Source organism: Enterococcus sp. C102(2024), assembly GCF_040888205.1.
Lineage (GTDB): Bacteria > Bacillota > Bacilli > Lactobacillales > Enterococcaceae > Enterococcus > Enterococcus faecalis.
Genome location: NZ_JBFOHH010000003.1, coordinates 148415 through 173849, shown reverse-complemented (window position 1 = coordinate 173849; position 25435 = coordinate 148415). Strand labels below are relative to the sequence as shown.

Genomic DNA, 25435 nt, shown 5'->3' with positions numbered 1-25435 from the left:
CTATAATTAAGAAAATATCAGGAGGTGAAGTTTATGAAAAAAATGTGCATCTCCGCAGTTAGTGCCTTACTTTTGGCTAATAGTTTATTACTTCCTGTAACAACTTTCGCCGAAACGACCGAAACAATCGCATCCTCCAGTGAAGAAAATGTTTCATCTGTTTCAGAAGAAAAGATTCCAGAAACTTCATCGGCAGAAGAGCAAAATTCAGCAACCAGTAGTTCGGAGATTCCCAAATCAGAAGAGTTAACGACTGTTGAAACAAGTGAAGAGCCGCCAAATGAAGCACTAGCGATAACGGAAGCACAACTGATGATGCCCCAATTATACGCAGGTGCTGTCTTAGATAAAGCGACGCCTATCAGTACACTATTTCCTGATCCAGCCTTTGCGGAAAATATCAGAAAACAGTTAAGCAAATCTCGGACCTCTAATACTGTCACCCAAGCAGAATTGGATAAACTGAATAAAGTTATTTTAGAAAATGTCGTTGTTTCTAATGTGGAAGGAGTTCAATACCTAAGAAACTTAGAAGAATTATCTTTTCAAGATTCACTCAATGTAACAGATTTGAGTCCTTTTGCTAAAGGTGAATTTAAGCTATTACGTTTTTTATATATGAGAAACAATAAAATAGCTGATCTTAGTCCGTTAGGTCAAGCAGGATTAATTAATTTAGAAGGCTTGTATGTTGAGAACAATCAATTAACGACATTAAATGGACTTGAAGGAATGGCTGCTTTAAAAAATTTAAGTATCCAAAATACGACAGATCATCCGTCAAAAATCACGCCGAATAATCGAGTAACTTCCTTCGACCCGCTTCGTTCTCTTCGTAATTTAGAAACCATTTGGGCTGCCAATAATCAGATTGCTACTTTAGATGGGCTTACGGAAGCAAATAGCCTACTCCGTCTTTATGTGGAAAATAATCAATTAAAAACAATTGCGCCCTTGGCGAATAAGCCACGTCTAGAAGAGTTGAGTATTATGAATCAAACGATTGCTAGTCTGGAAGCTTTAAGCACTGTTCCTAATCTGCGTGTACTGTATGCAAGAAACAATCAAATTTCTTCCTTGGCACCGTTAGAGAAAACACTCAATCTAACAGTTTTAGATGTGGGAGAAAATCAAATTTCAGATATCAGTCCGTTAAAAGGCTTAACGGCCATTACAGGGCTAGATGTATCTAATCAAATGATTATCTTATCTTCTGTCGATTATATTGCTGGGAAACCACTGCAATTAAAAAATAAGGTGGTATCTCGTGATGGTCAACTATTTCCACCGCTGACGATTAGCCCTTATGGAAGTTACGATGCCACAAAAGGACTGTTTGAATGGAATTTACCCAAAGCTCATGAAGGCGTTTCTTATATCTGGGAATCAACAGATAAAGCATACTTAGGGAACTTTTCTGGAACAGTCGTCCAACCTGTCAAAGAAGTTTTCTTAAGTGAAACGAAACTATCTTGGTCAAAAGAGCGTATAGAAAAGTCGATGGAAAAAACAATCGATATTGATGACTTTCAAAAAACAGCCCTGCCTTTTTATTGGCAAGATGTCGATGCTGGGAATAGATTACAATTTATTGTCAAAAAAGAGGGCCAAGAAATCCAGAAATTAGCAGATGAAACAACCACTAATTCTAAAACATTTAAGGAAAAAGCCTTGTTATTACCAGAACTAACTTATGGAAAACAGCAGTTGGTCGTGGAAGTCTATGATAAAGGCTACAAGATTGATGAATTAGCGCTAACAGTCACTGTGGTTGGCTCTGTCAGGTTCAAAACGGTACCCACAGCGATTTCCTTTGGGAATGAGCTGCAAATCGCTAGTAGCACGACCCAATATCCAATTGTTTCCATGGATCAACCATTAGTGATACGGGATACTCGTCAAACAGGGAATAATTGGTCGCTTGCACTAACCGTTACTTCTGATTTCAAATCTGAATCAGGTGCTACGTTGCCGAATATTTTAAAATTTAGAACCAACCATCGCTTACAGGACATTCCAGAAGGCCAATCGATTCTTGTTCACAACCAAGTCAATGGACATCAAGAAACAAATATTTCTGATCAATGGAAAGAAAATGACCAAGAGTTGTTATTATCTGTTCCTGGAGGGACGGCCAAAGCAGAAGAATACGAAGCAAAACTAACTTGGCACTTGATGGACGTACCTGATGGCAGTGCAAAATAGGGGGTGAGTCTTATCAAAAAAATAGTTAGCGGCGTATTGCTATTAGGATTGATTTCATCAGTTGATGTATTTGCTGAAACAAATGCCTATCCGACAAATGCAGAAGTTTCTTTTTATGGCGAGTATGAGCCACCAGCCAACAAAGAAAAACCAGATGGTAAGATACCACAGCGTTTCCCCAAGCAGTCGGAAGCAATACCAGCAGTGAGTGGAGAATCATTGAAGCATTCAACAAGTAAAACGGTTGATCAAAAAGGCTCAGGCTTCTTACCTCGAACTGGTACTAAACAGCAACAAATGTTTAATTATCTCGGAATAATAGTCATCTTTATGGCTAGTTTTATTTTAAAAAAAAGAAAGAAGGAACAATAAAATGAAAAAAATTATCTTATCAACAATCCCCGCTATCACTTTAGGCGTGGCTATTGCACCAGAAGTGAATGCAGAAGAAAAAAACTATGAATCAAATGCCATCGTAGAATTTACACCGGATGCCTCTATCAACAAACCTGTCGATCCAGTGAATCCAGATACCGAAAAACCTGTTGAACCCTTTGATCCAACGACACCAGACACAGGCAATAAGCCAAATGAAGGAACAACTGGTCCACTAAGTATCGATTATGCTTCTAGTTTAGACTTTGGCAAAAATAAAATTTCAAATAAAGATGAAAAATATTATGCAAATCCACAATACTTTTTCTTGGCAGACGGTTCTGGTCCTGATTTGACTAATCCTAAACCAAATTATGTACAAATTTCCGACAAACGCGGAACGAATGCCGGTTGGGCTTTAACAGTTAAACAAGAAACACAATTAACAGCGACAAAAGAAACATTAAATAAAGTTTTAGACGGTTCAGAAATTAAATTAAGTCAAAACAAAGCAGTGTCAAATTCCAAAGCAGTTACACCAACTGCGCATGAAGTAACTTTAGTAGCTGGCGATTCATCAAATGTGATGTCTGCCGCTGAAGGTCAAGGTTCTGGAACTTGGCTTAGTGCGTTCGGTGGGATTGAAAAAGTGGAAGTTGACGGTGAAAGCGTAGATAAAAATACAGCGATCACATTAACTGTACCAGGAGCAACACCAAAAGATGCTGTTCAATACAAAACTGTTTTAACATGGACAATCGCTGATTTACCAAGCGTATAATTATTGAAACTATAACAATAGAAGAGAAGGAGCACTAACATGAAAAAAATGACCATCGCAAGCAGCTTAATTTTAGCAACCATCGCGGTAGGCACACTACCAGTTCAAGCAGAGGAAGTGGCTAATCGCGACACAGATGCTATTGTAAAATTTAAAGCACCAGATGAAAAAGATCCCAACAGCAAAAATCCTGTAGTGGATCCAGAAGACAAAGACGGCAAAGATCCTGTGACACCTATCGACCCAGTAAATCCTGACAAACCAGTTGATGAAGGTTCTACAGGTCCCTTAACCTTGGACTATGCTTCAAGTTTAAACTTTGGTGAAAATATCATCAGCACAAAAGATGAAACCTATTTTGCATCAGCACAAGTTTTAAAAGATAAAAATAATGTTGAAAAAACGGGCCCATTATTTGCTCAAATTACAGATAATCGTGGAACTTTAGAAGGCTGGACTTTATCTGCAAAACAAAATTCTGCATTTACTTCTGCTACAAAAGGTCAGACACTTGAAGGAACTGAAATTGTCTTTCAAAATGCTTCAGCTGTGACAGCAGGACAAAGTGCTGCACCAACAAGTTTAGCGAGCGTAACTTTTGGTACAGTGGGTGAAAGTCATAACGTGATGGTAGCCGTAACAGATCAAGGTGCTGGGAAATGGTCATACTTATACGGCAATGCTAGTTCAATTGCTGAAGTTGACGGCCGTCAAGTAATGAAAGATGTTCAATTAAAAGTGCCAGGTAAATCAGTTAAATTAAACGATGCCTACAAAACAACAATTACTTGGACATTAGCTAATACGCCAGTATAAAAAGAACCTTTTGGGAGAAAGGAAGAGGGGAACTCAGCCTTTCTCCTTTACATAGAAATGGAGTGTAGAGCGAAATGAAAAATAGATATTTTATTCTGATGATTCTAAGTTTTTATTTCTTTGCTTTTGGGATTGAAACCTCAGCAGCAGAATTACGATTTAGTGTTGAAACAGAAATTCCAGAAAACCAAATAGATAAAACAAAAACATATTTTGATTTAATGATGAAACCAGACCAAGAACAAATTTTGAAAGTTCGAGCGGCCAATAGTACAGATGAAAATTTAGTGATTGATGTTAGTGTGAAGTCGGCCACAACAAACAGCAACGGAGTGATTGAATATGGCGAGTCGTTGACAGCATTAGATAAATCTGCACCAGCAGATTTATCAGAAATCATTCAACTGAAAGACGGCGGTGAGAGTGTTGAATTGCCTGCTAAAAGTGAAAAAGTAGTTGAATTGCGAGTGAAGATGCCTAAAGAAGAGTTTTCAGGGCAACTAGCGGGCGGGATCACGTTTAGTGAAAAAGTCGATGAAACGAAAGACAAGCAAAAAGAAAATACAAACGGCTTAGCAATTGAAAATCGCTATGCCTATACAGTAGCTGTTTTACTTCGAGAAAATGAAACAGTTGTGCAACCTGAATTGTCTTTAGAGAAAGTTGAACCGACGCAAAGAAATGCGCGCAGTGTTATTTCTGCAACACTGCTAAACCATGAAGCAGCCTATCTTCAATCAATGAAAGTAACGGCAAATGTTAAAAATAAGAAAACAAATAACGTTATTTTAGAGAAAGAACAAGAAGATATGCAAATGGCGCCCAATTCAATTTTTAATTTTCCTATTCCTTATGAAGAAAATGAAATGGAAGCTGGGACGTATGTATTGGCAATGACTGTGGAAGGCTCAGGAAAAAAATGGCAATTTACGAAAGAATTTACGATCTCAAAAGAGGAAGCAAAAACATTTAATGAGAAAGATGTAACCGTCAAAAAAACGGAATCTAAACTTATTTATCTCTTAATCGGTTTATTGATCCTTTTATTGATAATCTGCCTGTTCATCATTTTACGTCTGAAAAAACAAAAAAATAAATAAAAAAAGCCGTTCTTCAATTTGAAGAGCGGCTTTTTTTTAAAGATTAAATAATTTCTCCACAGTCGGACAAAGTTCGGTGAAACAAGTGACTTCTGCAAGGTGTGATGCAGGTTGGCAACTTGGTAGTTCTCGAGAGCGGTGGTTAAACCAAAGAGAATGCCAGCCACCATTACGAGCGCCTACAATATCATTGTCATAACTATCACCAACATATAAAGTATGTTCAGGTTCCATACAAAATTGATTACAGGCTAAATCAAAAATTTCCTTTTCAGGTTTTTGGAAACCCGTACTTTGAGAAATGATGATATTTTGGCTTGGAACCCATTTTTCAAGATTCAATTGTTTAACTTTTTTAAATTGATGGTCTGTTGGACCATTTGTAATAATCCCCATCGGAATTTCTTTCTCTTGTAAAGTATCAAGAAGCTTAGTAACTTCTGGATGCATCGTAATATTATCCAATTCTTCTTCATAAACTTGTTGAAAAATTTTTCCTTCTTCTTGTGAAATTCCTGGATAGTTTAGATCCTTTAATGTTTCATTCATCCGGAAAAACCGCATGAAATCTAGGGACCATTCATTGGCTAAAACTTTCGGAAACGTTTCATCGCTGTGGTGTCTAAAACGAAGATACAATTCATGCATATCCTCTGTCGCAACGTTCGGGAAAATTTTAGTCATCGCATTTCGAAAGGGTTGTTGCTGATCGTACAGCGTGTCATCAACATCAAAAACAATGGTTCTCATTTAACAAGTGCACCTCTTAACTTTTTTACAAAACTTTTCATATGTTATATTGTAGCCGATATTTTCACAAATAAATAGAGTATTTTTCACTGTATTTCAAGGTTTTGAACAGAAATCAAAGCCTTGCGGGAAAAGACAATTATAGTTATTTTTACCGAAAAAATGGAAACGGTAAATGAAAAAATATTCTGATAATGAAAAGTTTGTGAAAATTATTTTGAGTCAAAGTTACTTAAATAACACGCGTTCTGATAGAGGTTAGAATTTTGCAAGAGACAGTCTTTTTCCGTATAATGAATGAGAATGAAGGGGGAGAGTTAGGGAGTTATGTTAAAGCGTTTTTTTGGGTATTATCGGCCGTATCGTCGATTATTTATTTTGGATTTTGGGTGTGCCGTTTTTGCGGGGCTGTTAGAGTTGGCTTTTCCAGTAGCAGTCAACCAAGTAATTGATAAGATTATGCCAAAAGGAGATTTTCGCCTCATTGCATTAGCTAGTGCGGGCTTATTTGCATTTTATATAATCAATACGTTTTTACAATTTATTGTGGTTTATTTTGGTCATATGTTAGGCGTGAATATTGAAACAGATATGCGTGAAGAATTATATCAACATCTTCAAACACAACCGTTTGAGTATTATGATAATCAAAAAACAGGGAAATTAATGAGCCGTTTGACCACTGATCTTTTTGAAATTTCGGAAGTGGCGCATCATGGTCCAGAAGACGTCTTTATTACGATTATGACGTTAGCAGGTTCTTTTTTATTAATGTTAACCATTCACGTGAAATTAGCCATCGCTACGTTTATTTTATTGCCATTTATCACGATTGCGCTAGGCTATTTTAATAAAAAAATGACAAAAGCGAATACGGATATTTACGATAATTTAGGTGAATTTAATGCTGGGATTGAAGCGTCAGTAAGTGGGATACGTGTCACGCAATCTTTTGCAAATGAACCATTTGAACGAAAACAGTTTAATTATTTAAATCAAATGTATCGAAAATCGAAATTATATTTTTATAAGGTGATGGGTGTCAGTTCCGCCTATAATTACTTATTAATTCGTCTGATAAATTTATTTTCATTAATTTTTGGTGCGTATTATACAATTAAAGGAGAAATTACAGAAGGTCAGTTTGTAGGATTTATTTTATTAGCCAATATTTTTATTCGGCCGATTGAAAAAGTCAATAATATGATTGAAAGTTATCCCAAAGGATTTGCTGGCTTTAAACGTTTTACGGAAGAAATGGACAAACAACCGTCCATCAAAGATTTGCCAGGAGCTGTTGCTGTTTCACATTTAGAAGGAACGATTGCCTATAAAGATGTTTCATTTGCTTATGAAGATGGCACAAAAGTTTTAGACCATATCAATTTAAAAATTCAACCTGGTGAAACCGTTGCTTTCGTTGGCCAAAGTGGTTCAGGAAAAACGACCTTGTGCAATCTGTTGCCTCGTTTTTATGAAGTCAGTAGTGGTGAAATTTCGATTGACGGTAGAAATATCCAGCAAATGACCTTGGCTTCATTACGTAAGCAGATTGGAATTGTTCAACAAGATGTGTTTTTATTCCCTGGAACATTACGAGAAAATATTGCTTATGGGAATTTAAATGCTACAGAAATAGACATTCAACAAGCGGTGAAATTAGCACATTTAGAACATGTAATTCAGCTAATGCCAGATGGCTTGGACACAATTATTGGCGAACGTGGCGTGAAATTATCGGGCGGTCAAAAGCAGCGAGTGGCAATTGCGCGAATGTTCTTGAAGAACCCGCCAATTTTAATTCTAGATGAAGCGACTTCTGCATTAGATACAGAAACAGAGCAAGTGATTCAAGAGTCATTAAACTCGTTAGCTGACGGGCGAACAACATTAATTATTGCCCACAGACTGGCAACGATTAAACATGCTGATCGAATAATCGTAGTGAGTGACCAAGGAATTTTAGAAGATGGAACACATGAAACTTTGTACGCGCAAAGAGGCCACTATCGTCGGCTGTACGATGCTCAATTTAGAACATAAAAAAAACCGCGAATAAAACTTCGCGGTTTTTTTTTATGTTTAGTTAGCGCCGAACTTTTCTTCCCAAACCAACAGCATTTTTCATTCGTTGAAGTGTTTTGTTGGCTACCTGGCGAGCGTTTTCTGCACCCTCATCTAAAATCATATCTAATTCTTCTGAAGCTAGAAGCTCTTGGTAGCGCACTTGAATAGGTTCTAATAAGGCAACTACTGCTTCTGCTAAATCTGCTTTGAAGTCTCCATAGCCTTTGCCTTCGTAAGCTTGAACAAGTTCCTCAACAGTTTGACCTGTCGCAGCAGAATAAATATTTAGTAAGTTAGTAATACCAGGCTTTTCTTCTTTATTATATTCAATTACACCAGTTGAATCAGTTACAGCAGAGCGGATTTTTTTGCGAATCACTGCTGGCTCATCAAGCATTGAAATAAAGCCCTTCACATTTGTATCAGACTTACTCATCTTTTTCGTTGGTTCTTGTAAGCTCATAATTCGACTACCTTGCTCAGCGATTTTTACTTCAGGCATCGTTAAAATTTCTTGATTTTTTTGAGCGTAACGTTTGTTGAAGCGTTCCACAAAATCACGTGTTAATTCTAAGTGTTGTTTTTGATCATCTCCGACTGGCACTAAGTCAGCGTTGTACAACACGATATCACCAACCATTAATGGAGGGTATGTTAAAAGACCAGCGCTTACGCCAGCACGACCATTTTTTTGCGATTTATCTTTAAATTGTGTCATTCGCTCTAACTCACCAATAGAAGTATTGCACTGAATGATCCAACCAGCTTCTGCATGCGCACTCACTTCAGACTGTATGAAAATTGTTGCTTTTTGTGGGTCTAAACCAACCGCTAGGTAAAGAGCTGCTAAGCTACGAATTTGTTGGCGTAGCTTTTGCGGTTCTTGGGGAACGGTAATGGCATGTTCATCCACAATACAAAAATAACAATTGTATTCATTTTGTAATTCGATAAATTGTTTCATTGCACCAATGTAATTTCCGATTGTCGGAGTACCACTGGGCTGAATACCAGAAAAAATTGTTTTCATTAAATAACCACCTGACTTTAGACTTAAGATAGTGAATAGTTCTATTATACATTTTATTAGAAAAAAATACATGGGAACTTCTTGAAAAATCACCAAGAGAAGTAAATTATAACAGCAACTATAAAAATAGAAAACTGTATTACTTTTTTACAGAATCATAACGAACATCCATAAAATTTCATAAAAATTAACCCTAATTTTACACGGATGTAATGAAGGAAAAATAAACAAAGTTAATAAAAAATGTTTAAAAACCCCTAGTATTTTTATTAGAAATTAGGTATACTGGTTTTAAATAGAGGAACAGTACAGTTCCCTGTTTCAGAAACGCGATGATTCGCGAAAAGGAGTGATGCACAATGTTGACACTTTATACTTCCCCGAGTTGCACGTCATGTCGTAAGGCTAGAGCCTGGTTGCAAGAGCACGAAATTCCTTTTAAAGAAAGAAATATTTTTTCTGAACCTTTAAATATTGAGGAATTAAAAGCAATTTTAATCATGACAGAAGATGGAACAGAAGAGATTATCTCTACTCGCTCTAAAGTTTTCCAAAAATTAAATATGGATTTGGACGAGCTTCCACTTCAAGATTTATTAGAGTTGGTTCAAGAAAACCCTGGATTGTTGCGTCGGCCAATTATGATTGATGAGAAAAGATTACAAGTCGGTTTTAACGAAGATGAAATTCGTCGATTCTTACCAAGAGATGTTCGACAACTGGAATTGCGCCAAGCACAATTAATGGCAGGTTTATAAAAAATATAAAATTTTGTTCTTTATTTGTTAATTGTAATAAAGAACGATTCATATGAATTTAGGGCCAGGGATTTTTATCTCTGGCTTTTTAATACATATTTAGAACTTGTATTCATTTGATTTGGCAGAACGTGGTCAAGGAAAAATAGTATCTTTTTTGGAGAGACTGCGTTAAGATGAAGAGGTAGAAGGAGCGAAAAACCAATCGTTAAAAAAGTTCAAAGTTTATAAAATGTTCGCTAGTTTTCGAGGATTTACAGACTTTCCACTTTACTTTTGTGTAGTTTTCGCTACAATGAACGTAAGAAGTTTCCTGATTGAAGCAAAGAGAGGTGTAGCGCTATGGAAATGGAACATATTAATGAAAATACGATTCGTGTGTTAATTGGCAACGAAGACCTGGCGGATAGAGGGATTACTTTTCTTGACTTACTAGGAAACCACAAAGATGTTGAAAATTTCTTTTATAGTATTTTAGAAGAAGTTGATGTCGAAGATGAATTCCAAGGCAGTGAAGCAGTCACTTTCCAAGTCTTGCCTAAAAATGATGGTTTAGAACTGTTTATTAGTAAAAATGTCGCTATGGACGACTTGTCTTCCTTAGAAGGTCTGAGCGAAGTCAATGCAGATGTTAGCGAATTGATTCGCAAACAAATTGAAGCAGACAAAGCAGCCGCCGATGAACTTGACGAGATGGAAGCCACAGATGAAACAAACAGAAATGTAATCTTTGAATTAGATAATTTTGAAGCGATGATCCAATTATCCAAAGAAGTCTTCATGCAATCTGTTTTGACTAACTTATATACGTACAACGATTGTTATTACTTACAAGTTTTGTTCTTAACCGATGAATTAGAAAAAACAAATGTTGACAATGAAATTGCACAGATTTTAGAATTTGCTCATAAAACAACTGTCACTCAGGATACTTTAGTCGAATATGGCACTTGTATTATGGAACGCAGTGCGCTAGAATTAACACGTTATTACTTTAATGATTAAGCAAAAAAGCAAAAACTTTCGGGTTTTTGCTTTTTTTTTTGATGAAAATTAAGAAACTTTGCGTAGTTTATTTATGAGAGGTGAAAATCATGTTAACAGCTTTAACGGCAGACAACCAAGAATTATTTTCTTTAATCGATTGCTCGATTGATGAATTAACACAGATACGAAGCGAACAAGCTTTTGTGTGTCCAATGTGTCATCAATCGGTCATTTTGAAGGCAGGCCCCATTAAAATACCCCATTTTGCTCATCGTAAAAAGAATAGTTGTTGGTACGAAGCAGAGGCTGAAACAGAAGAACACCTCCGCTTGAAGCAGCTTTTTGCGGAAAAGTGTTTACGCGAAAAGCTGTCCTTTCAAGTTGAGGCATACTTACCCACCTTGAAGCAACGCCCAGATTTACTCATTGGGAAGATAGCCATTGAAATTCAATGTAGTCCATTGCCAATTAAACGTTTGGTGGAACGGACGGAGACTTATCAAACTCATGGCTATCAAGTTGTTTGGATTTTAGGTGAACGATTAGTGCCTAAAGACAAGCTCACGCAGTTAACGAAACAATTCCTTTATTTTTCGGAGTCCTTGGGATTTTATTTATGGTCGGCCAATAAGAAACAAGAACGAATAGAGTTACTTTGTCATATTGAAGAGAGTCAATGTCAACAATTTTATAGAAGAAAACAATCATGGGATTTTTACGAAAAAAAATTACTAGAAATCATCCAACTACCGACTGCTAATTTAAATTTACTGCCAGGTAGACGGCACACTGGTCAATTGATGTATGATTATTATCAAAAATTGACTCAACAACTTGGTTACAGAAATGCTCAGTTGCTTAGAACACAGAGCTTTTTATATACGAAAGGTTGTCACATTCTCCAGTTACCTCCTTGGTTTTACTATCCTGGATTGAAGCTATTACCTTCTTCTGAAGAAGATATTCATTTAAAAATGCTTGTTTGGGAAGCACTAAAAACCAAAGAAGGATATTTAGTGACCAAACAGGAACTATGGCGTATCTTGGAAGTTAGTTTTTTGGAAGAAGGAAACTTTATTTGGCAACCACTGCCGAATATTGACTTAAAAAAGATTTTTAAAATCGTGGGGAATAGGTTATTGAGCTGGTTACAAGAATGTTATGTGTTAATTAAAGTAAACAATAAGTACCTAATAACTAGCATTTTCCTAAGAGAAGATCCTGAAAAGCTCATTCATTGGCTAAAAAAAGTGAAAAAACAACATTTTTTTAGTCACACGTGATAAATTATGATAGTATAATGAGTAAAACGTTTCTTAAAGGAGAGTAAACTATGAGCGAAATTAAACAATTACCAACACGTGATGAAGTTCCAACTTCATTAACTTGGGATTTAACCAAAATTTTTAAAGATGATGCTGCTTTTGATGCTGCGTATAATCAGTTGACAGAGGAGCTAAATCAAGCAGAGTCATTTAAAGGTACCTTAGGGAATGGCGCAGATGCTTTTCTAGCTGCGTTAGAATACGTGTTAGATGTCTATCGAAAAGTGGAAACATTATATGTCTATTCTCATTTAAAAAATGATCAAGACACTACAAATACAGCTTACCAAGCTTTATATGCCAGAGCTAGTTCTTTATATGCGCAAGTTAGTGAAGCTGTTTCTTGGTTTGACCCAGAGGTTTTAACATTAAGTGATGAACAAATCTGGGGATATTTTGAAGAGCAGCCGAAATTAGCTGTTTATCGTCACTATATTCAAAATATTTTAGATGAACGTCCCCATGTTTTATCGATGGAACAAGAAGCTTTACTGGCGGGGGCTAGCGAAATTTTTGGTGCCTCAAGTAATACATTTTCAATTTTAAATAATGCAGATTTAGAATTTCCAACTGTGCAAAATGCTGAAGGCGAAACGATTCAACTTTCTCATGGCGTTTATGGTCAATTAATGGAAAGTGTCGATCCATCTGTTCGTGAAGCAGCATTTAAAGGTTTGTACAAAGTATACAAACAATTTAGAAATACATTAGCCTCAACTTTAGGTGCACATGTTAAAACACATAATTATAAAGCAAAAATTAGAAATTATGATTCTGCTCGGGCAGCATCTTTAGCAAGTAATCATATCCCTGAAAGTGTTCACGAAACATTAGTAGCTGTAGTAAATAAACATTTACCTTTGCTACATCGTTATGTAAAATTAAGAAAAAAATTATTAAACGTAGAAGAATTACACATGTACGACTTGTATGCGCCTTTGCTAGGTGAAGCACCAATTCGTTACAGCTATGAAGAAGCAAAAGAAAAAGCAATTGAGGCTTTAAAACCACTAGGTGAAGACTATTTATCTATTGTTAAAGAAGCTTTTTCAAGTCGTTGGATTGATGTGATTGAAAATCAAGGAAAACGAAGCGGTGCATATTCTTCCGGAGCTTATGATACAGCCCCATACATTTTAATGAATTGGCATGATAGTTTGGATCAACTATTTACATTAGTCCATGAGATGGGCCATAGTGTTCATAGTTACTATACAAGAAATAATCAGCCGTATGTTTATGGCGACTATTCAATTTTCTTAGCTGAGATTGCTTCAACCACAAATGAAAATATTTTAACAGAATATTTATTACAAACAGAAACAGATCCTAAAGTACGTGCGTATGTCTTAAATCACTATTTAGACGGCTTTAAGGGAACCATTTTCCGTCAAACGCAATTTGCGGAATTTGAACATTTTATTCACACGGAAGATGCTAAAGGCACGCCATTAACAAGTGAATATTTGAGTGAGTATTATGGCGAGCTCAATGCTAAATATTATGGACCAGAAGTAGTTAGAGACGAAGAAATCAGTTACGAATGGGCGAGAATTCCACATTTTTATTACAATTACTATGTTTATCAATATGCAACTGGCTTCTCAGCCGCTTCGGCATTGTCTAAACATATTTTAGCTGAAGAAGAAGGAGCTTTAGAGAAGTACCTTAACTACTTGAAAGCAGGAAGTAGTGACTTCCCAATTGAAGTGATGAAAAAAGCGGGCGTGGATATGACACAAGCCGCGTATATCGAAGATGCAATGAAAGTTTTTGAAGAACGTTTAACGGAATTAGAAGCTTTGGTTGAAAAATTATAGACAAAGAAGTGGGATATAAGTCCAAATGACTTATATCCCACTTTTTAACTCTTAAGATAATTGGTTAACAGCTTTTGTCGCAGCATCTTTTTTATAATAAATGTAAATGTCCATTTGGAAAATGATAATTGGAGCGACGTTTAAATTCAAAGGTTGCGTCACCTTGGTCCAGCAACGGTTCGTTATGTGGATGGACACGACATAGTTGTTTAATTTCATCCATGTTTTCAAAATTTTCGACTAAAATGCCGAAATCGTTCTCGCAAGTATAGTTGTAAACGACTGCGGTAGGATGTTGTTTAATCCCCATTTCTCGAGCAACTTTTTGGTCGGTTTGGAAAGATTCTTTGACAAAATCGGATTGTCGGTCTTTACGATACATATCAATATCCCCGCCGGCCGCTAGAAGTAGTTCTTCTGATAACTCAGGAGAGTAAGCTAGACCGTCTTCAGCTACTGCTTTTTGTAAGCCAATCAACAATTGTCGGCCTTTTTTTCGGCCTTGTAACTGTGCTGCTTTATAGTCAAGAGCGGCTGAGTATAAATCTTCAAAAATTCGATTCCGTCGTTTAATGTCATTAATCGGAATATGTTGACGACTCAAAAATTCATTGATCGTCTTCATGTTTAATAAAGGGATAAAGCGCAATTGTATTTTCTTCTTGTCGTTAACAGACAATTGTATAATTTCTTTTTCAATTTCTAAACAGACGCCGCCTAAAGGATTGACGAACAAATAAATTTCAACCATTCATACTTCCTCCAATGCCATGCTTTTTCAAATACAGGTGCCAGAACGTCAGTGCTTCGAATACTAAGGGGCAGTGGTCCGCATCATGCGTTGAATCTTGTTAGGTGCAAGCGTAATGGGAATGTTCAAATCAGCCATTAATGTTTGAAACGCTTGCTTGCCGCTTTCAGCTTCAGTAACTTCTAACTCTAATTCAAAATCGTGCTGTTGGTTATACCAACTTTCGTCTAACGCAAGTAGTCCTTGAGGAATTTGTTTTTCTGCACGTGCTGTTTTTAATGAACCAATTAAATGGATCGAGGCGATTTCAATACCTAATTCTTGTAATTTCTTCGCCACAGCCCCCTCAGTAGGGAGGTGATTCCTTTTGATAAAGTGGTTCGCCGACTCAAGCGATAAAGGGTCATTGATTTCTAATAATCCTTCTGGCGCAGGAACTTTTAAGGTTAACTCACCACGATCTGCTAATACGCGAATTCTTAAGCCCATTCGTTGTGCTTTTAATTGAAAATCGTCCGTATCAAAATAATGATTTGTTTGCGTAAAAAAGTCCGTTTTTTGAATAGCAAAATGGTCGATTAATCGTTTGAAATCTTGCGGACTAACTAATGTTTTAAATTCAATTTCTAAGTGCTCACTCATGGGGTTCTCTCTCTTTCTTAAATCACTCCAATTTTCACATATTATATAGGTTTCCGTCAAGAAAAGTGGTCTTCTCTGTGAAAAATTTTTCTAATGAAAGGCGTTTGGAAATCAAATAGCGAATAACACCCTATTTTAGGAAGGACTGTGGTAAAATAATCAGTGAATGAAATTCAAGGAAATTGAGGGATCTACCATGGAACGAGAGTGGGAGCTGTTTTTAGCGCCATATGAACAGGCGGTCAGCGAATTAAAAGTAAAACTACGAGGTATTCGTAAACAATTTCGGGAGCAAGATAAACACATACCAATTGAATTCGTTACAGGACGTGTGAAACCAGTAGATAGTATTTTGACAAAGACGGCTATTCGGCATATTCCTTTAAATAGGATTGAAGAAGAAATGCAAGACATTGCTGGTTTGCGGATTATGTGCCAATTTGTGGAAGACATTTACCAGGTAGTCGCACTTTTAAGAAATCGTAAAGACTTAAAAATTGTGGAAGAACGTGACTACATTGAAAATAAAAAAGAAAGTGGCTATCGTTCGTACCATGTGGTGGTGGAATATCCTGTGCAATTAGTCACCGGGGAAAAGATTATTTTGGCCGAAATCCAAATTCGGACACTTTCCATGAATTTTTGGGCAACGATTGAACATTCTTTGAATTATAAATATCAAGGTGTTTTTCCTGAAGAAATGAAAGAACGCCTTCAGCGAGCGGCAGAGGCAGCCTATTTATTAGATGAAGAAATGTCATCTATTCGTGAAGAAATTCAAGAAGCACAACATTATTTCTCTCATGGCCGTGGCTTGCTAGAAAACGAATACTATAAGCAAATTAAAAACGAAACACCAGAAAATCAGTAAAGGAGTCTGCTTATGAAAGTGGCGATTGTTCATAACTCGGAAGAAAAATCGAAACAAGTCACAAAACAACTGACAACACTATTAGAGCAAAACCAAATTCAAATAGACAATCGTCAACCTGAACTTGTGATTTCAGTCGGCGGAGATGGTACGCTTCTTTCCGCTTTTCATCGATTTAATCATCTGTTAAACGAAGTAAGCTTCTTAGGTGTACATACCGGACACTTGGGTTTCTATACAGATTGGCGTGATTATGAATTAAAAGAACTAGTTGAAAGTTTGTGTATTCATCGTGAAAAAAGTACGAGTTATCCATTATTAGATGTGCGGATTCGGTTTAGAGATGGGAAACCAGATAAACATTTTTTAGCATTAAATGAATCGACAATTAAACGAGGAAACCGGACGATGGTGGGCGATGTGTTTATTAAAGACGAACTGTTTGAACGATTTCGTGGTGATGGGTTGTCGATTTCGACCCCAACCGGCTCTACTGCGTATAATAAAAGTATTGGTGGAGCTGTTTTACACCCCAGCATTAATGCGTTTCAGTTAACCGAAATCGCCTCCTTAAACAATCGTGTCTTTCGAACATTGGGGTCACCGATTGTAATCGCACATACGGAGTGGCTGGAGATTAAATTACAGGAAAGTGATGATTATTTTGTCACGGTGGACCAATTAGATATTTATCAAGAAAATATCGCTTCTGTCTGCTATCGAATTGCAGACGAACGGATTCATTTTGCCTCTTATCGGCACATGCATTTCTGGCATCGAGTGAAAGATGCCTTTATTGGTGAGGATTAATTAAACGATGGAATTTCAATGGACATATGACAAAGAAACAACACAACAAGTGAAATATTTTTTAAAGGAACAAGGCGTTTCAAAAGGGTTATTAGCTAAGGTGAAATTTCAGGGTGGTAAAATTCAAGTGAATGGGACCGTTCAAAATGCCATCTATCCTTTACAAACTGGCGATGTCGTTAAAATGACGATTCCAGATGAAGCGGAACATGAGACATTATTAACAGATGATGAACCGATTGAAATTGTGTTTGAAGATGATCATTTTTTAGTAGTTAATAAGCCTGCTGGCATTGCCTCGATACCTGCTCAGTATCATCCTTCAGGAACGATGGCGAATCGTGTTAAGGGCTATTACAAGCGTCAAAATTACGTGAATCAAGTTATTCATGTCGTGACTCGTTTAGATCGAGATACTTCTGGGCTGATGTTATTTGCGAAACACGGCTTTGCTCATGCTTTAATTGATCAAGAATTACGAGAAAAAAAGGTGACAAAAATTTATTATGCCCTTGTTGGTGGTGCGATTGAGCAGTTAAACGAGCATCAATTGATTGAAAAGCCAATTGGGCGCGACTTGTCCTCTTTATTAAAACGTCAAGTTATCGAAACGGGTCAATTTGCTAGCACAGAATATTGGCTCGCAAAAAGAGGAGCCCAAGCAGCAGCTGTGCGCATTCAGCTCCATACAGGACGAACACACCAAATTCGGGTACATTTTGAAGCAATTGGCTGTTCATTGTTAGGGGATGAGATGTATCATGGAGAGATGGATCAAGGAATTGAGCGGCAAGCGTTGCATTGCATGGAACTAATTTTTACTCATCCTTTTACCAAAGAAACGGTTCATCTGATTTCCCCACTAGCGGAGGATATGAAAAGTGTAGATGATACGTTATAATAATAAAGAGGCAGGAGGGGAAAGTGTAAGATGAATGAAGGCCAAGAAATGGAAGAGCAATTTGCCCTTCTTTTAGAAACGCTAAAAAATCAACAAATGAACGAATTTCGTGAGCTATTTTTAGCGTTACACATTTATGAACAAGGACAATTTTACCAATCGTTAGATGAAAAAGACCGACAACATTTATACAATTACCTATCTCCGAAAGAACTAGCGGATATGTTTGATGTTATCGAAGAAGATAATGAGAATATGAAAGATTATTTAGCTGAAATGCGCCCAAGTTATGCAGCAGATATGTTAGCTGAGATGTATACCGATAATGCGGTGGATTTACTAAATATGTTAGATAAAAGTCAAAAGGCGAAATATCTTAGTTTGTTAAGTAGTGAAGAAGCAGGCGAAATTAAAGAGTTACTTCATTACGAAGATGAAACTGCTGGGGCGATTATGACCACCGAATTTGTTTCGATTGTGGCGAATCAAACAGTGCGTTCTGCGATGTACGTCTTAAAGAATCAAGCGGACATGGCGGAAACAATCTATTACGTTTACGTAGTCGACCAAGAAAATCATTTAGTCGGCGTTATTTCGTTGCGGGATTTAATTGTTAATGATGATGATACCTTGATTGCTGATATTTTGAATGAACGGGTTATTTCAGTTCATGTTGGCGATGACCAAGAAGATGTCGCGCAAACAATTCGTGACTATGACTTCTTAGCTGTGCCAGTTACAGATTATGATGATCATTTGTTGGGGATTGTAACAGTTGATGATATTATTGATGTTATCGATGATGAGGCCGCTAGCGACTACTCTGGTTTAGCCGGGGTCGACGTTGAAGAAGTTAGTGAGAACCCTTTAAAAGCCGCTTCTAAACGATTACCTTGGTTAATTACGCTGCTGTTTTTAGGGATGTCTACGGCCTCGTTAATCAGTAATTATGAGTCTTTAGTTAGCGAAGCGAGTATTTTAGCCGTTTTTATTTCTTTAATTACCGGAACAGCCGGCAATGCCGGGACACAATCATTGGCGGTCGCGGTACGCCGTTTGGCTATGAAAGATGAAAAGGATAGTAATTTTGGACGCTTAATCTTAAGTGAAGTGCTCACGGGACTAGTGACGGGGGCTGTGACAGGTTTAACCATTATGATTGTGGTTGGCGTGTGGCAACATAATCTTCCACTTGGATTTGTGATTGGGATGGCAATGCTCTGTGCAATTACTGTGGCGAATTTAGCAGGGAGTTTAATCCCAATGTTAATGGATAAATTAGGGTTTGATCCCGCAGTTGCCAGTGGCCCGTTTATTACTACCTTAAGTGATTTAACCAGTGTATTAATTTATTTCAATATTGCCAGCATGTTTATGCGTTATTTTGTTTAAAAAATTGCACTTATTTATCATGAGACTAAGGTAAAAGGTTTCGTTGGTTTGCTTAAAATCAAAAAAGTGAGATAGCCGTTAATACGACGGCTACCTCACTTTTTTAGATACAAGAAATTAAACAATTTTTGTGCCATGGACTTCTGTGACTTTTAAAGTGTCCATCACAGTTTGAACGTTTTCTGTGGAAATACCGCCACCTGGTAAAATAAGAATCCGTTGATCTGCGTAGGCAATTAATTCTTTTAAATGATCAAAGTTGTCTTCGATAGGGGTACCAGCTGGCCCGCCATGAGTTAAAATACGCGTCACACCACGCTCAGCTAACCAGTCGATCGCCTTAAATTGGTTTTCTTTCGACAAGGCATCAAAAGCCATATGGAAAGTGATTTGCAAGCCTTCAGCTGTTTCAATGAATAAGTCCAAAGCTTCTTCATCTAACCAACCGTCCTCAGTTAAACAGCCAATAACAATGCCGTCGGTTCCTAATTTCTTTGCTTCGATTAAATCGGTATGCATAATTTTTAATTCAATATCATTATAGACAAAATTGCCGCCACGAGGACGAATGATTGTCATCACTGGTACTGAATGTTCGCCAGCGTATGCTAAGACTTCTTCAATAACACCAGTACTTGGCGTCGTTCCACCTACGGCTAAGTTATCGCATAATTCGATGCGATTCGCACCTTTTTGAATGGCTTGGGGAATCTTAGTGAAATTTTCGGCACAGAATTCTTTAATCATTTCTTATCGCTCCTTGCTTTTTCTTCACAGGCATTGTACCATAATTCTGCTTACTACCATAGCCCTGAAAAAAAGAGTGCAACTTTTTATAAGAGAAAATGTTCATTTGATGAACGTAAGGAGTTTTAAATGTTAAAGAAAATTGAACGAGCACAACAATTATTGAAAAAAGAAGCAGCCGTATTTCGCTGTCCAACTTGTCATGAACCAATGCATGTAGAAGGGGTTGGTCTGATTTGTCAACAGAGGCATCAATTTGATTTATCCAAGAAAGGCACGCTATACTTTCTAAATCATGGCGTCCAGACAGAATATAATAAAAAAATGTTTACTTCCCGAGGAAAAATGATTCAAAGTGGCATGTACGCGCCTGTTTTAAACAAAATTATGCACTATCTTCCTCAAAATAAAATAGTAGTCGATGTTGGTTGTGGTGAAGGGAGTTTTCTAGCTGAGTTAAGTCAAGCAGGCTTATCTGGACTGAAAATCGGGTTTGATTTATCAAAGGAAGGAATCTATTTAGCAAGTAATCAGCCAATTGATGCGTTTTGGTGTGTGGCGGATTTAACGAATTTGCCATTTGCGAATGAAGGGCTTGATACGATTTTAAATATTTTTTCTCCTTCACATTATCAAGAATTTCGGCGAGTACTAAAAGCTGACGGGACTGTGATTAAAATTATTCCTGAAGAGAATTATTTAAAGGAATTACGAGCGGCTTTTTATCCCAATGACGAAAAGAAACAAAGTTATTCCAATCAAAAAGTAGTCCAACGTTTTGCCGAGGAATTAGCAGTGGAAGTAGATGAACGAATAACTTATTGCTTTGACATTCCCGAGGAAAGACGGTTGGATTTATTAGAAATGTCGCCATTAGAGTGGCAAGTTTCTCAAGAAGTTAAAGCCAAACTACAACAGCGACCATTGGAAAAAATCACGATTGACGTCCGCTTGTTAGTAGGTCGTAAAAGATAGACTTTTTTGTGAAGAAAATCCTAAAAAAGTCTTGCAATAAAGTGACATTGGTGTTATATTACTTACAAGTTGTTTTTTCATTGGTTTTTATCAGGGTCCTGTTCTGATAAAAGTTAGTGAAGAGACCTTCACTAACGTAACGACTCGCCGTGCTAGACACCGAGACGGTACGTTTTTTTTATTGGTTAAAATAGCTGCCGCCTGACATCATCGCGTCATGCGGTTTTTTTTGAAAATAAGTATTGTGGGCGCTATTTATTTTGAATTTATGCTAAAATGAACACGATTGATATTTGAGGAGCTGAAGATAGTTGACGAACCATATTGTTTTATTTGAACCACAAATTCCAGCAAATACTGGAAATATTGCACGGACATGTGCAGCGACGAATACACCGTTGCATTTAATTGAACCTTTAGGATTTTCAACAGATGATAAACACTTAAAACGTGCCGGATTAGATTATTGGAATGATGTAAATATTACGTATCATAAAGATTTGGCTGCCTTTTTAGCCCATGTGGCAGGCAAACACTTGCATTTAGTAACCAAATTTGCTCACCAAACATACAGTGAGGTCAATTATAATGATGGCGAAGACCATTATTTCCTTTTTGGAAAAGAAACAACGGGCTTACCAGAAACATTTATGCGAGAAAACGAAGAAAAGTGTATCCGAATTCCTATGAATGATGAACATGTGCGCTCGTTGAATCTTTCTAACACTGCCGCACTAATTGTTTATGAAGCCTTACGTCAGCAAAATTTTCCGAACCTAGAACTGACGCATCATTATGAAAATGATAAATTGGATTAAAAAAAGTTAAGACAGTAGCGCTTTTTTCAAAATTGTCAGAAGAAAGTGGTTTTATTTTTACCGTTGCCCAATTTCCAAGCCTAGAACAAAAAACAATTTAGATTTTTGTTCTAGGCTTATTTTGCTTGGATTACTAGAAACTTCCATGGATATTTTCGCAGGGAAGTGATAAACTAGAAAGACATATGAAGAGATAAAGAAGTTTGGAGAAGTTACATGAAATTATATTTTACACGACATGGAAAAACTGAATGGAATCAACAGAAACGATTTCAAGGAATGACAGGAGATTCGCCATTATTACCAACTAGTTATGACGAAATTAAACAATTAGGCCAATATTTACAAGATATTCCGTTTGAAAAAATTTATTCTAGTCCGCTATTACGTGCCAAAAATACTGCGCGAGGAATTCAACAAGAATTGACTCATCCAGTTGAAATTGTTTATACAGATACCTTAAAAGAATTAGGTTTAGGTCGTCTAGAAGGACAATATATTGAAGAAATGCGTAATTTTTATGGAGAAGAATTAGATCATTTACGGCATCGTTTAGATTTGTATGATCCAACAATTTTTGATGGTGAACCAATCGAGCAAGCGATTCAACGGATTTCAGATACAGTTGCTGAAGCGGCGAAGCAACACGAAGGTCCAGTTCTATTTGTCGGACACGGAGCAGCCTTGACAGCGGCAATCCAAGCGATGGCTGGTAAACCATTATCAGAATTACGGACAATGGGCGGGCTGCTAAACAATAGCCTCTCAATCCTTGAAACCAAAGAGGCATCAAGGGATATGCCGTACGACTTAACGTTATGGAATGATACGTCTTTTTTAGCTAAAGAAAAAGTACAATAAGCGCACAACAGAAAGGAGGGCTTGTAGTGGTAACACTTTTTGGTGAAGACGAAGAAAAAGCCTTTATTGTTGGGACTGTACAAGCAATCTTTTTTGAAAATCCCAGTAATTTTTATAAAGTCGTTCTTGTAAATGTGACCGATACAAATACAGATTATTTAGAAAAAGAAATTGTAGTAACTGGAAGTTTTGGCCAAGTTCAAGAAGAGGAACCCTATCGTTTCTTTGGTCATTTTGTGGACCATCCTCGTTATGGCAGACAGTTTCAGGTGGATAGTTATCAGCAAGAAAGACCGACTTCGGCTAGTGGGGTGGTTAACTATTTATCAAGTGACAAATTTCCTGGCATTGGTAAACGAACAGCTGAAAAAATTGTTGAAGTATTAGGGGAAAGTGCGATTGACCGAATTATTGATGATCCTAGTGTTTTGGAAGAAGTTACTGTTTTAAATGAAAAAAAACGTCAAGTAATCGTCGAAACAATTCGCTTGAATCACGGGATGGAGCAAGTGATTGTGGGACTAAATCGATACGGCTTCGGTAGTCAGTTAGCTTTTTCAATTTATCAAACCTATCAAGAAGAAACCCTTTCTGTGATTCAAGAAAATCCTTATCAGTTAGTTGAAGATATTGAGGGAGTCGGATTTAAACGAGCGGACAATATTGCTGAACAAATCGGCATTCAGGCGGATTCTGCTGTTCGAATTCGAGCGGCGATTTTACATGAAGTGTTTGAGCACTCCATTCGCTCAGGCAATACGTATGTTCAAGCAGATGTTTTGTTAGAAGAAGCGATTCGGACCTTGGAAGCAAGTCGCCCAGTGGAAATCTCACCTGATCAAGTGGCCAATGAAATCATTACGTTAGTCGAACATGGAAAAATCCAACAAGAAGAGACTAAACTTTTTGAGAACAGTCTCTATTTTTCTGAATGGGGCATTGGTACTTCGATTCAGCGTTTACTTTCTCGTAAAAAAGAAATTCATTATGAGGAAGAAGAAGTCCAAAAAAATATCCGCATGATTGAGAAACGTTTAAATATTCAGTATGGCGACTCGCAACAAGCAGCGATTGAAGAAGCGATTAAATCGCCGTTATTTATTTTAACTGGAGGGCCCGGAACAGGGAAAACAACTGTTATCAATGGGATTGTCTCGTTGTTTGCGGAACTAAATGGTCTTTCATTAGATCTCAAAGACTATACGCAGGAGATGTTTCCAATCTTGCTAGCGGCGCCAACTGGGCGAGCAGCGAAACGTATGAACGAAACGACAGGTTTACCTGCAAGTACCATCCACCGTTTGTTAGGCTTGACAGGTCGTGAAAAAAATCCGAGTTTAACCGCCAAAGAATTAGAAGGTGGTTTGCTAATTGTAGATGAAATGTCAATGGTGGATACTTGGTTAGCCAATACGTTATTAAAAGCTATTCCGACAAACATGCAAGTGATTTTTGTTGGTGATAAGGATCAGCTACCGTCTGTCGGTCCAGGTCAAGTCTTACATGACTTATTGCAAATTAACGAAATTCCCAAATGTGAGTTAAACGAAATTTATCGTCAAGGAGACGGTTCAAGTATTATTCCTCTTGCCCATGAAATTAAAGAAGGAAAGTTGCCTACTGATTTTCAAAAAAATCAAAAGGATCGCTCGTTCTTTGCAAGTGATATTGGTCATATCGAAGAATACATTCGACAAATTGTCACAAAGGCAAAAGCAAAAGGATTTACGCCACAAGATATCCAAGTTTTAGCGCCAATGTATCGTGGTGCAGCTGGCATTGATGCCTTGAATAAGATGATGCAAGAAATCTTCAATCCAAATGAGGGGAAGAAAAAAGAAGTCAAATGGAATGACACCGTCTATCGGATTGGGGACAAAGTTTTGCAACTAGTCAATACGCCAGAATTAAATGTGTTCAATGGAGATATGGGAGAAATCGTCGGAATTACTTTAGCCAAAGACTCAGAGGACAAAGTGGACGAGTTGGTTTTACAGTTTGATAATAATGAAGTAACGTATAAAAGAAATGAATGGAATAAAATTACGCTATCGTATTGTTGTTCGATTCATAAAGCGCAAGGTAGTGAATTCCGCATGGTGTTACTGCCAATGGTTCATCAGTATAGCCGAATGCTGCAACGAAATTTGCTGTATACAGCAGTGACACGTAGTAAAGAATTATTAATTCTACTAGGTGAGGTTTCTGCTTTTGAAACATGTGTCAAAAACGAATCGGCTAGTCGCATGACGATGCTAAAAGAACGAATCGTGAATGCAGAACAAATGACCTTAACGACTAGAACCCAGTTAGAAGCCTATGAAGAAGGTTTAACGGCAGATCATCCATTTACTGAAAAGGAAACAAAAGCTGTCTCTTATGAAACTGAACAGCAATCAACGAAAGCCGATCAGATAAAAGAAACAGACGAGCAATTAGTTGAAACAACGGTACAAGAAGTTTCACTATTTGCTGATGAAGGGGAAGAGTCAACCCCAGAAACAGCAAATAAAGCGACAAAAGTTGTCGAAGAATCATTACCAAAAGAACCACGACTAACAGTCGAAATTATTCAAACAAATGCTATTGATCCAATGATTGGAATGAAGGATACGACGCCTTATCAATTTATGTGAGAAAAGGAAAGAGTGCC

The 25435-nt window shown here is 37.2% G+C and carries 23 protein-coding genes; 18 read left to right on the top strand and 5 right to left on the bottom strand.

Annotation, left to right across the window (positions count from 1 at the left end):
- Window positions 1-33: 33 nt before the first annotated feature.
- The 5 genes from elrA (at window position 34) to elrE (ending at window position 5277) form a co-directional block, all read left to right on the top strand.
- Window positions 34-2205, top strand: coding sequence for an enterococcal leucine-rich protein ElrA (elrA, locus tag AB3I34_RS08325; protein WP_085444274.1), 2172 nt, complete (start codon window positions 34-36; stop codon window positions 2203-2205).
- Window positions 2206-2208: 3 nt separating this feature from the next.
- Window positions 2209-2577: an LPXTG anchor domain-containing protein ElrB gene (gene elrB, locus AB3I34_RS08320; protein ID WP_002356469.1), complete on the top strand. Its 369-nt coding sequence runs from the start codon at window positions 2209-2211 to the stop codon at window positions 2575-2577.
- Window position 2578: 1 nt separating this feature from the next.
- A complete protein-coding gene (gene elrC / locus AB3I34_RS08315; protein WP_002384097.1) occupies window positions 2579-3361 on the top strand; it encodes a WxL domain-containing protein ElrC in 783 nt (260 codons plus the stop codon).
- A 39-nt stretch (window positions 3362-3400) separates the two neighbouring features.
- Complete coding sequence (gene elrD / locus AB3I34_RS08310; RefSeq protein ID WP_002376545.1) at window positions 3401-4177, top strand: WxL domain-containing protein ElrD; 777 nt, start codon at window positions 3401-3403, stop codon at window positions 4175-4177.
- Between the two features lie 74 nt (window positions 4178-4251).
- Entirely contained in the window at window positions 4252-5277 is a 1026-nt protein-coding gene (gene elrE, locus AB3I34_RS08305; protein WP_002376547.1) for a transmembrane protein ElrE, read from the top strand.
- Between the two features lie 36 nt (window positions 5278-5313).
- Here elrE and AB3I34_RS08300 read toward each other — a convergent pair whose 3' ends face one another.
- A complete protein-coding gene (locus tag AB3I34_RS08300; RefSeq protein WP_002356474.1) occupies window positions 5314-6027 on the bottom strand; it encodes an HAD family hydrolase in 714 nt (237 codons plus the stop codon).
- A gap of 327 nt (window positions 6028-6354) precedes the next feature.
- Between AB3I34_RS08300 and AB3I34_RS08295 the strand changes: the two genes are divergently transcribed.
- Entirely contained in the window at window positions 6355-8070 is a 1716-nt protein-coding gene (locus AB3I34_RS08295; RefSeq protein ID WP_010712747.1) for an ABC transporter ATP-binding protein, read from the top strand.
- Window positions 8071-8113: 43 nt separating this feature from the next.
- Here the strand turns inward: AB3I34_RS08295 and trpS are convergent, their stop codons facing one another.
- Window positions 8114-9124, bottom strand: a complete 1011-nt coding sequence (gene trpS, locus AB3I34_RS08290) for a tryptophan--tRNA ligase (RefSeq protein ID WP_002359559.1) — start codon at window positions 9122-9124, stop codon at window positions 8114-8116.
- A gap of 359 nt (window positions 9125-9483) precedes the next feature.
- Here trpS and spxA point away from each other — a divergent pair, with 359 nt between their 5' ends.
- The 4 genes from spxA to pepF all read left to right on the top strand — a co-directional run bounded on the left by spxA (window position 9484) and on the right by pepF (window position 14014).
- Window positions 9484-9882, top strand: a complete 399-nt coding sequence (spxA, locus tag AB3I34_RS08285; protein WP_002356477.1) for a transcriptional regulator SpxA — start codon at window positions 9484-9486, stop codon at window positions 9880-9882.
- Between the two features lie 342 nt (window positions 9883-10224).
- Window positions 10225-10887 (top strand): adaptor protein MecA, encoded by a 663-nt coding sequence (locus tag AB3I34_RS08280; protein ID WP_010712746.1) that lies wholly within the window; start codon window positions 10225-10227, stop codon window positions 10885-10887.
- Window positions 10888-10976: 89 nt separating this feature from the next.
- The gene (locus AB3I34_RS08275; RefSeq protein WP_010712745.1) at window positions 10977-12152 is read left to right on the top strand and encodes a competence protein CoiA; all 1176 of its coding nucleotides are present in this window, start codon (window positions 10977-10979) and stop codon (window positions 12150-12152) included.
- Window positions 12153-12202: 50 nt separating this feature from the next.
- Entirely contained in the window at window positions 12203-14014 is a 1812-nt protein-coding gene (gene pepF / locus AB3I34_RS08270; RefSeq protein ID WP_010817567.1) for an oligoendopeptidase F, read from the top strand.
- Between the two features lie 91 nt (window positions 14015-14105).
- Here pepF and AB3I34_RS08265 read toward each other — a convergent pair whose 3' ends face one another.
- Window positions 14106-14765 carry a ClpXP adapter SpxH family protein gene (locus AB3I34_RS08265; RefSeq protein WP_002356482.1) on the bottom strand — a complete coding sequence of 220 codons (660 nt, stop codon included), beginning with the start codon at window positions 14763-14765 and terminating at the stop codon, window positions 14106-14108.
- A 63-nt stretch (window positions 14766-14828) separates the two neighbouring features.
- The gene (locus AB3I34_RS08260; protein WP_010712743.1) at window positions 14829-15407 is read right to left on the bottom strand and encodes a CYTH domain-containing protein; all 579 of its coding nucleotides are present in this window, start codon (window positions 15405-15407) and stop codon (window positions 14829-14831) included.
- A gap of 196 nt (window positions 15408-15603) precedes the next feature.
- Between AB3I34_RS08260 and AB3I34_RS08255 the strand changes: the two genes are divergently transcribed.
- The 4 genes from AB3I34_RS08255 to mgtE are packed head-to-tail and all read left to right on the top strand — an operon-like array spanning window position 15604 to window position 19381.
- Window positions 15604-16278, top strand: coding sequence for a GTP pyrophosphokinase family protein (locus tag AB3I34_RS08255; protein WP_002356484.1), 675 nt, complete (start codon window positions 15604-15606; stop codon window positions 16276-16278).
- 12 nt (window positions 16279-16290) lie between these two features.
- Entirely contained in the window at window positions 16291-17088 is a 798-nt protein-coding gene (locus AB3I34_RS08250) for an NAD kinase (RefSeq protein WP_002356486.1), read from the top strand.
- 7 nt (window positions 17089-17095) lie between these two features.
- A complete protein-coding gene (locus AB3I34_RS08245; protein WP_002362547.1) occupies window positions 17096-17989 on the top strand; it encodes an RluA family pseudouridine synthase in 894 nt (297 codons plus the stop codon).
- A gap of 30 nt (window positions 17990-18019) precedes the next feature.
- Window positions 18020-19381 carry a magnesium transporter gene (gene mgtE / locus AB3I34_RS08240; protein WP_002362548.1) on the top strand — a complete coding sequence of 454 codons (1362 nt, stop codon included), beginning with the start codon at window positions 18020-18022 and terminating at the stop codon, window positions 19379-19381.
- Window positions 19382-19498: 117 nt separating this feature from the next.
- On the opposite strand, the gene cutC is transcribed toward mgtE, so the two are convergent.
- Window positions 19499-20128 (bottom strand): copper homeostasis protein CutC, encoded by a 630-nt coding sequence (cutC, locus tag AB3I34_RS08235; RefSeq protein ID WP_002359565.1) that lies wholly within the window; start codon window positions 20126-20128, stop codon window positions 19499-19501.
- Between the two features lie 129 nt (window positions 20129-20257).
- Between cutC and AB3I34_RS08230 the strand changes: the two genes are divergently transcribed.
- From AB3I34_RS08230 to AB3I34_RS08215, 4 genes are all read left to right on the top strand, one after another.
- Window positions 20258-21103 (top strand): methyltransferase domain-containing protein, encoded by an 846-nt coding sequence (locus AB3I34_RS08230; RefSeq protein ID WP_010712741.1) that lies wholly within the window; start codon window positions 20258-20260, stop codon window positions 21101-21103.
- Between the two features lie 311 nt (window positions 21104-21414).
- The gene (gene trmL, locus AB3I34_RS08225; RefSeq protein WP_002356493.1) at window positions 21415-21921 is read left to right on the top strand and encodes a tRNA (uridine(34)/cytosine(34)/5-carboxymethylaminomethyluridine(34)-2'-O)-methyltransferase TrmL; all 507 of its coding nucleotides are present in this window, start codon (window positions 21415-21417) and stop codon (window positions 21919-21921) included.
- A 216-nt stretch (window positions 21922-22137) separates the two neighbouring features.
- Entirely contained in the window at window positions 22138-22782 is a 645-nt protein-coding gene (locus tag AB3I34_RS08220; RefSeq protein WP_010712740.1) for a histidine phosphatase family protein, read from the top strand.
- Window positions 22783-22808: 26 nt separating this feature from the next.
- Window positions 22809-25418, top strand: coding sequence for an ATP-dependent RecD-like DNA helicase (locus AB3I34_RS08215; protein WP_010712739.1), 2610 nt, complete (start codon window positions 22809-22811; stop codon window positions 25416-25418).
- The last annotated feature ends 17 nt before the right edge of the window (window positions 25419-25435 follow it).

Excerpts from the sequence above, each read along its gene's own strand:
- cutC (WP_002359565.1), bottom strand. The coding sequence starts at position 20,128 with ATGATTAAAGAATTCTGTGCCGAAAATTTCACTAAGATTCCCCAAGCC.
- pepF (WP_010817567.1), top strand. The coding sequence starts at position 12,203 with ATGAGCGAAATTAAACAATTACCAACACGTGATGAAGTTCCAACTTCA.
- trpS (WP_002359559.1), bottom strand. The coding sequence starts at position 9,124 with ATGAAAACAATTTTTTCTGGTATTCAGCCCAGTGGTACTCCGACAATC.
- AB3I34_RS08260 (WP_010712743.1), bottom strand. The coding sequence starts at position 15,407 with ATGAGTGAGCACTTAGAAATTGAATTTAAAACATTAGTTAGTCCGCAA.
- AB3I34_RS08275 (WP_010712745.1), top strand. The coding sequence starts at position 10,977 with ATGTTAACAGCTTTAACGGCAGACAACCAAGAATTATTTTCTTTAATC.
- AB3I34_RS08280 (WP_010712746.1), top strand. The coding sequence starts at position 10,225 with ATGGAAATGGAACATATTAATGAAAATACGATTCGTGTGTTAATTGGC.
- elrE (WP_002376547.1), top strand. The coding sequence starts at position 4,252 with ATGAAAAATAGATATTTTATTCTGATGATTCTAAGTTTTTATTTCTTT.
- AB3I34_RS08295 (WP_010712747.1), top strand. The coding sequence starts at position 6,355 with ATGTTAAAGCGTTTTTTTGGGTATTATCGGCCGTATCGTCGATTATTT.
- AB3I34_RS08300 (WP_002356474.1), bottom strand. The coding sequence starts at position 6,027 with ATGAGAACCATTGTTTTTGATGTTGATGACACGCTGTACGATCAGCAA.
- AB3I34_RS08220 (WP_010712740.1), top strand. The coding sequence starts at position 22,138 with ATGAAATTATATTTTACACGACATGGAAAAACTGAATGGAATCAACAG.
- elrA (WP_085444274.1), top strand. The coding sequence starts at position 34 with ATGAAAAAAATGTGCATCTCCGCAGTTAGTGCCTTACTTTTGGCTAAT.
- AB3I34_RS08250 (WP_002356486.1), top strand. The coding sequence starts at position 16,291 with ATGAAAGTGGCGATTGTTCATAACTCGGAAGAAAAATCGAAACAAGTC.
- AB3I34_RS08255 (WP_002356484.1), top strand. The coding sequence starts at position 15,604 with ATGGAACGAGAGTGGGAGCTGTTTTTAGCGCCATATGAACAGGCGGTC.
- elrC (WP_002384097.1), top strand. The coding sequence starts at position 2,579 with ATGAAAAAAATTATCTTATCAACAATCCCCGCTATCACTTTAGGCGTG.
- AB3I34_RS08230 (WP_010712741.1), top strand. The coding sequence starts at position 20,258 with ATGTTAAAGAAAATTGAACGAGCACAACAATTATTGAAAAAAGAAGCA.
- elrD (WP_002376545.1), top strand. The coding sequence starts at position 3,401 with ATGAAAAAAATGACCATCGCAAGCAGCTTAATTTTAGCAACCATCGCG.
- AB3I34_RS08265 (WP_002356482.1), bottom strand. The coding sequence starts at position 14,765 with ATGGTTGAAATTTATTTGTTCGTCAATCCTTTAGGCGGCGTCTGTTTA.
- spxA (WP_002356477.1), top strand. The coding sequence starts at position 9,484 with ATGTTGACACTTTATACTTCCCCGAGTTGCACGTCATGTCGTAAGGCT.
- mgtE (WP_002362548.1), top strand. The coding sequence starts at position 18,020 with ATGAATGAAGGCCAAGAAATGGAAGAGCAATTTGCCCTTCTTTTAGAA.
- AB3I34_RS08245 (WP_002362547.1), top strand. The coding sequence starts at position 17,096 with ATGGAATTTCAATGGACATATGACAAAGAAACAACACAACAAGTGAAA.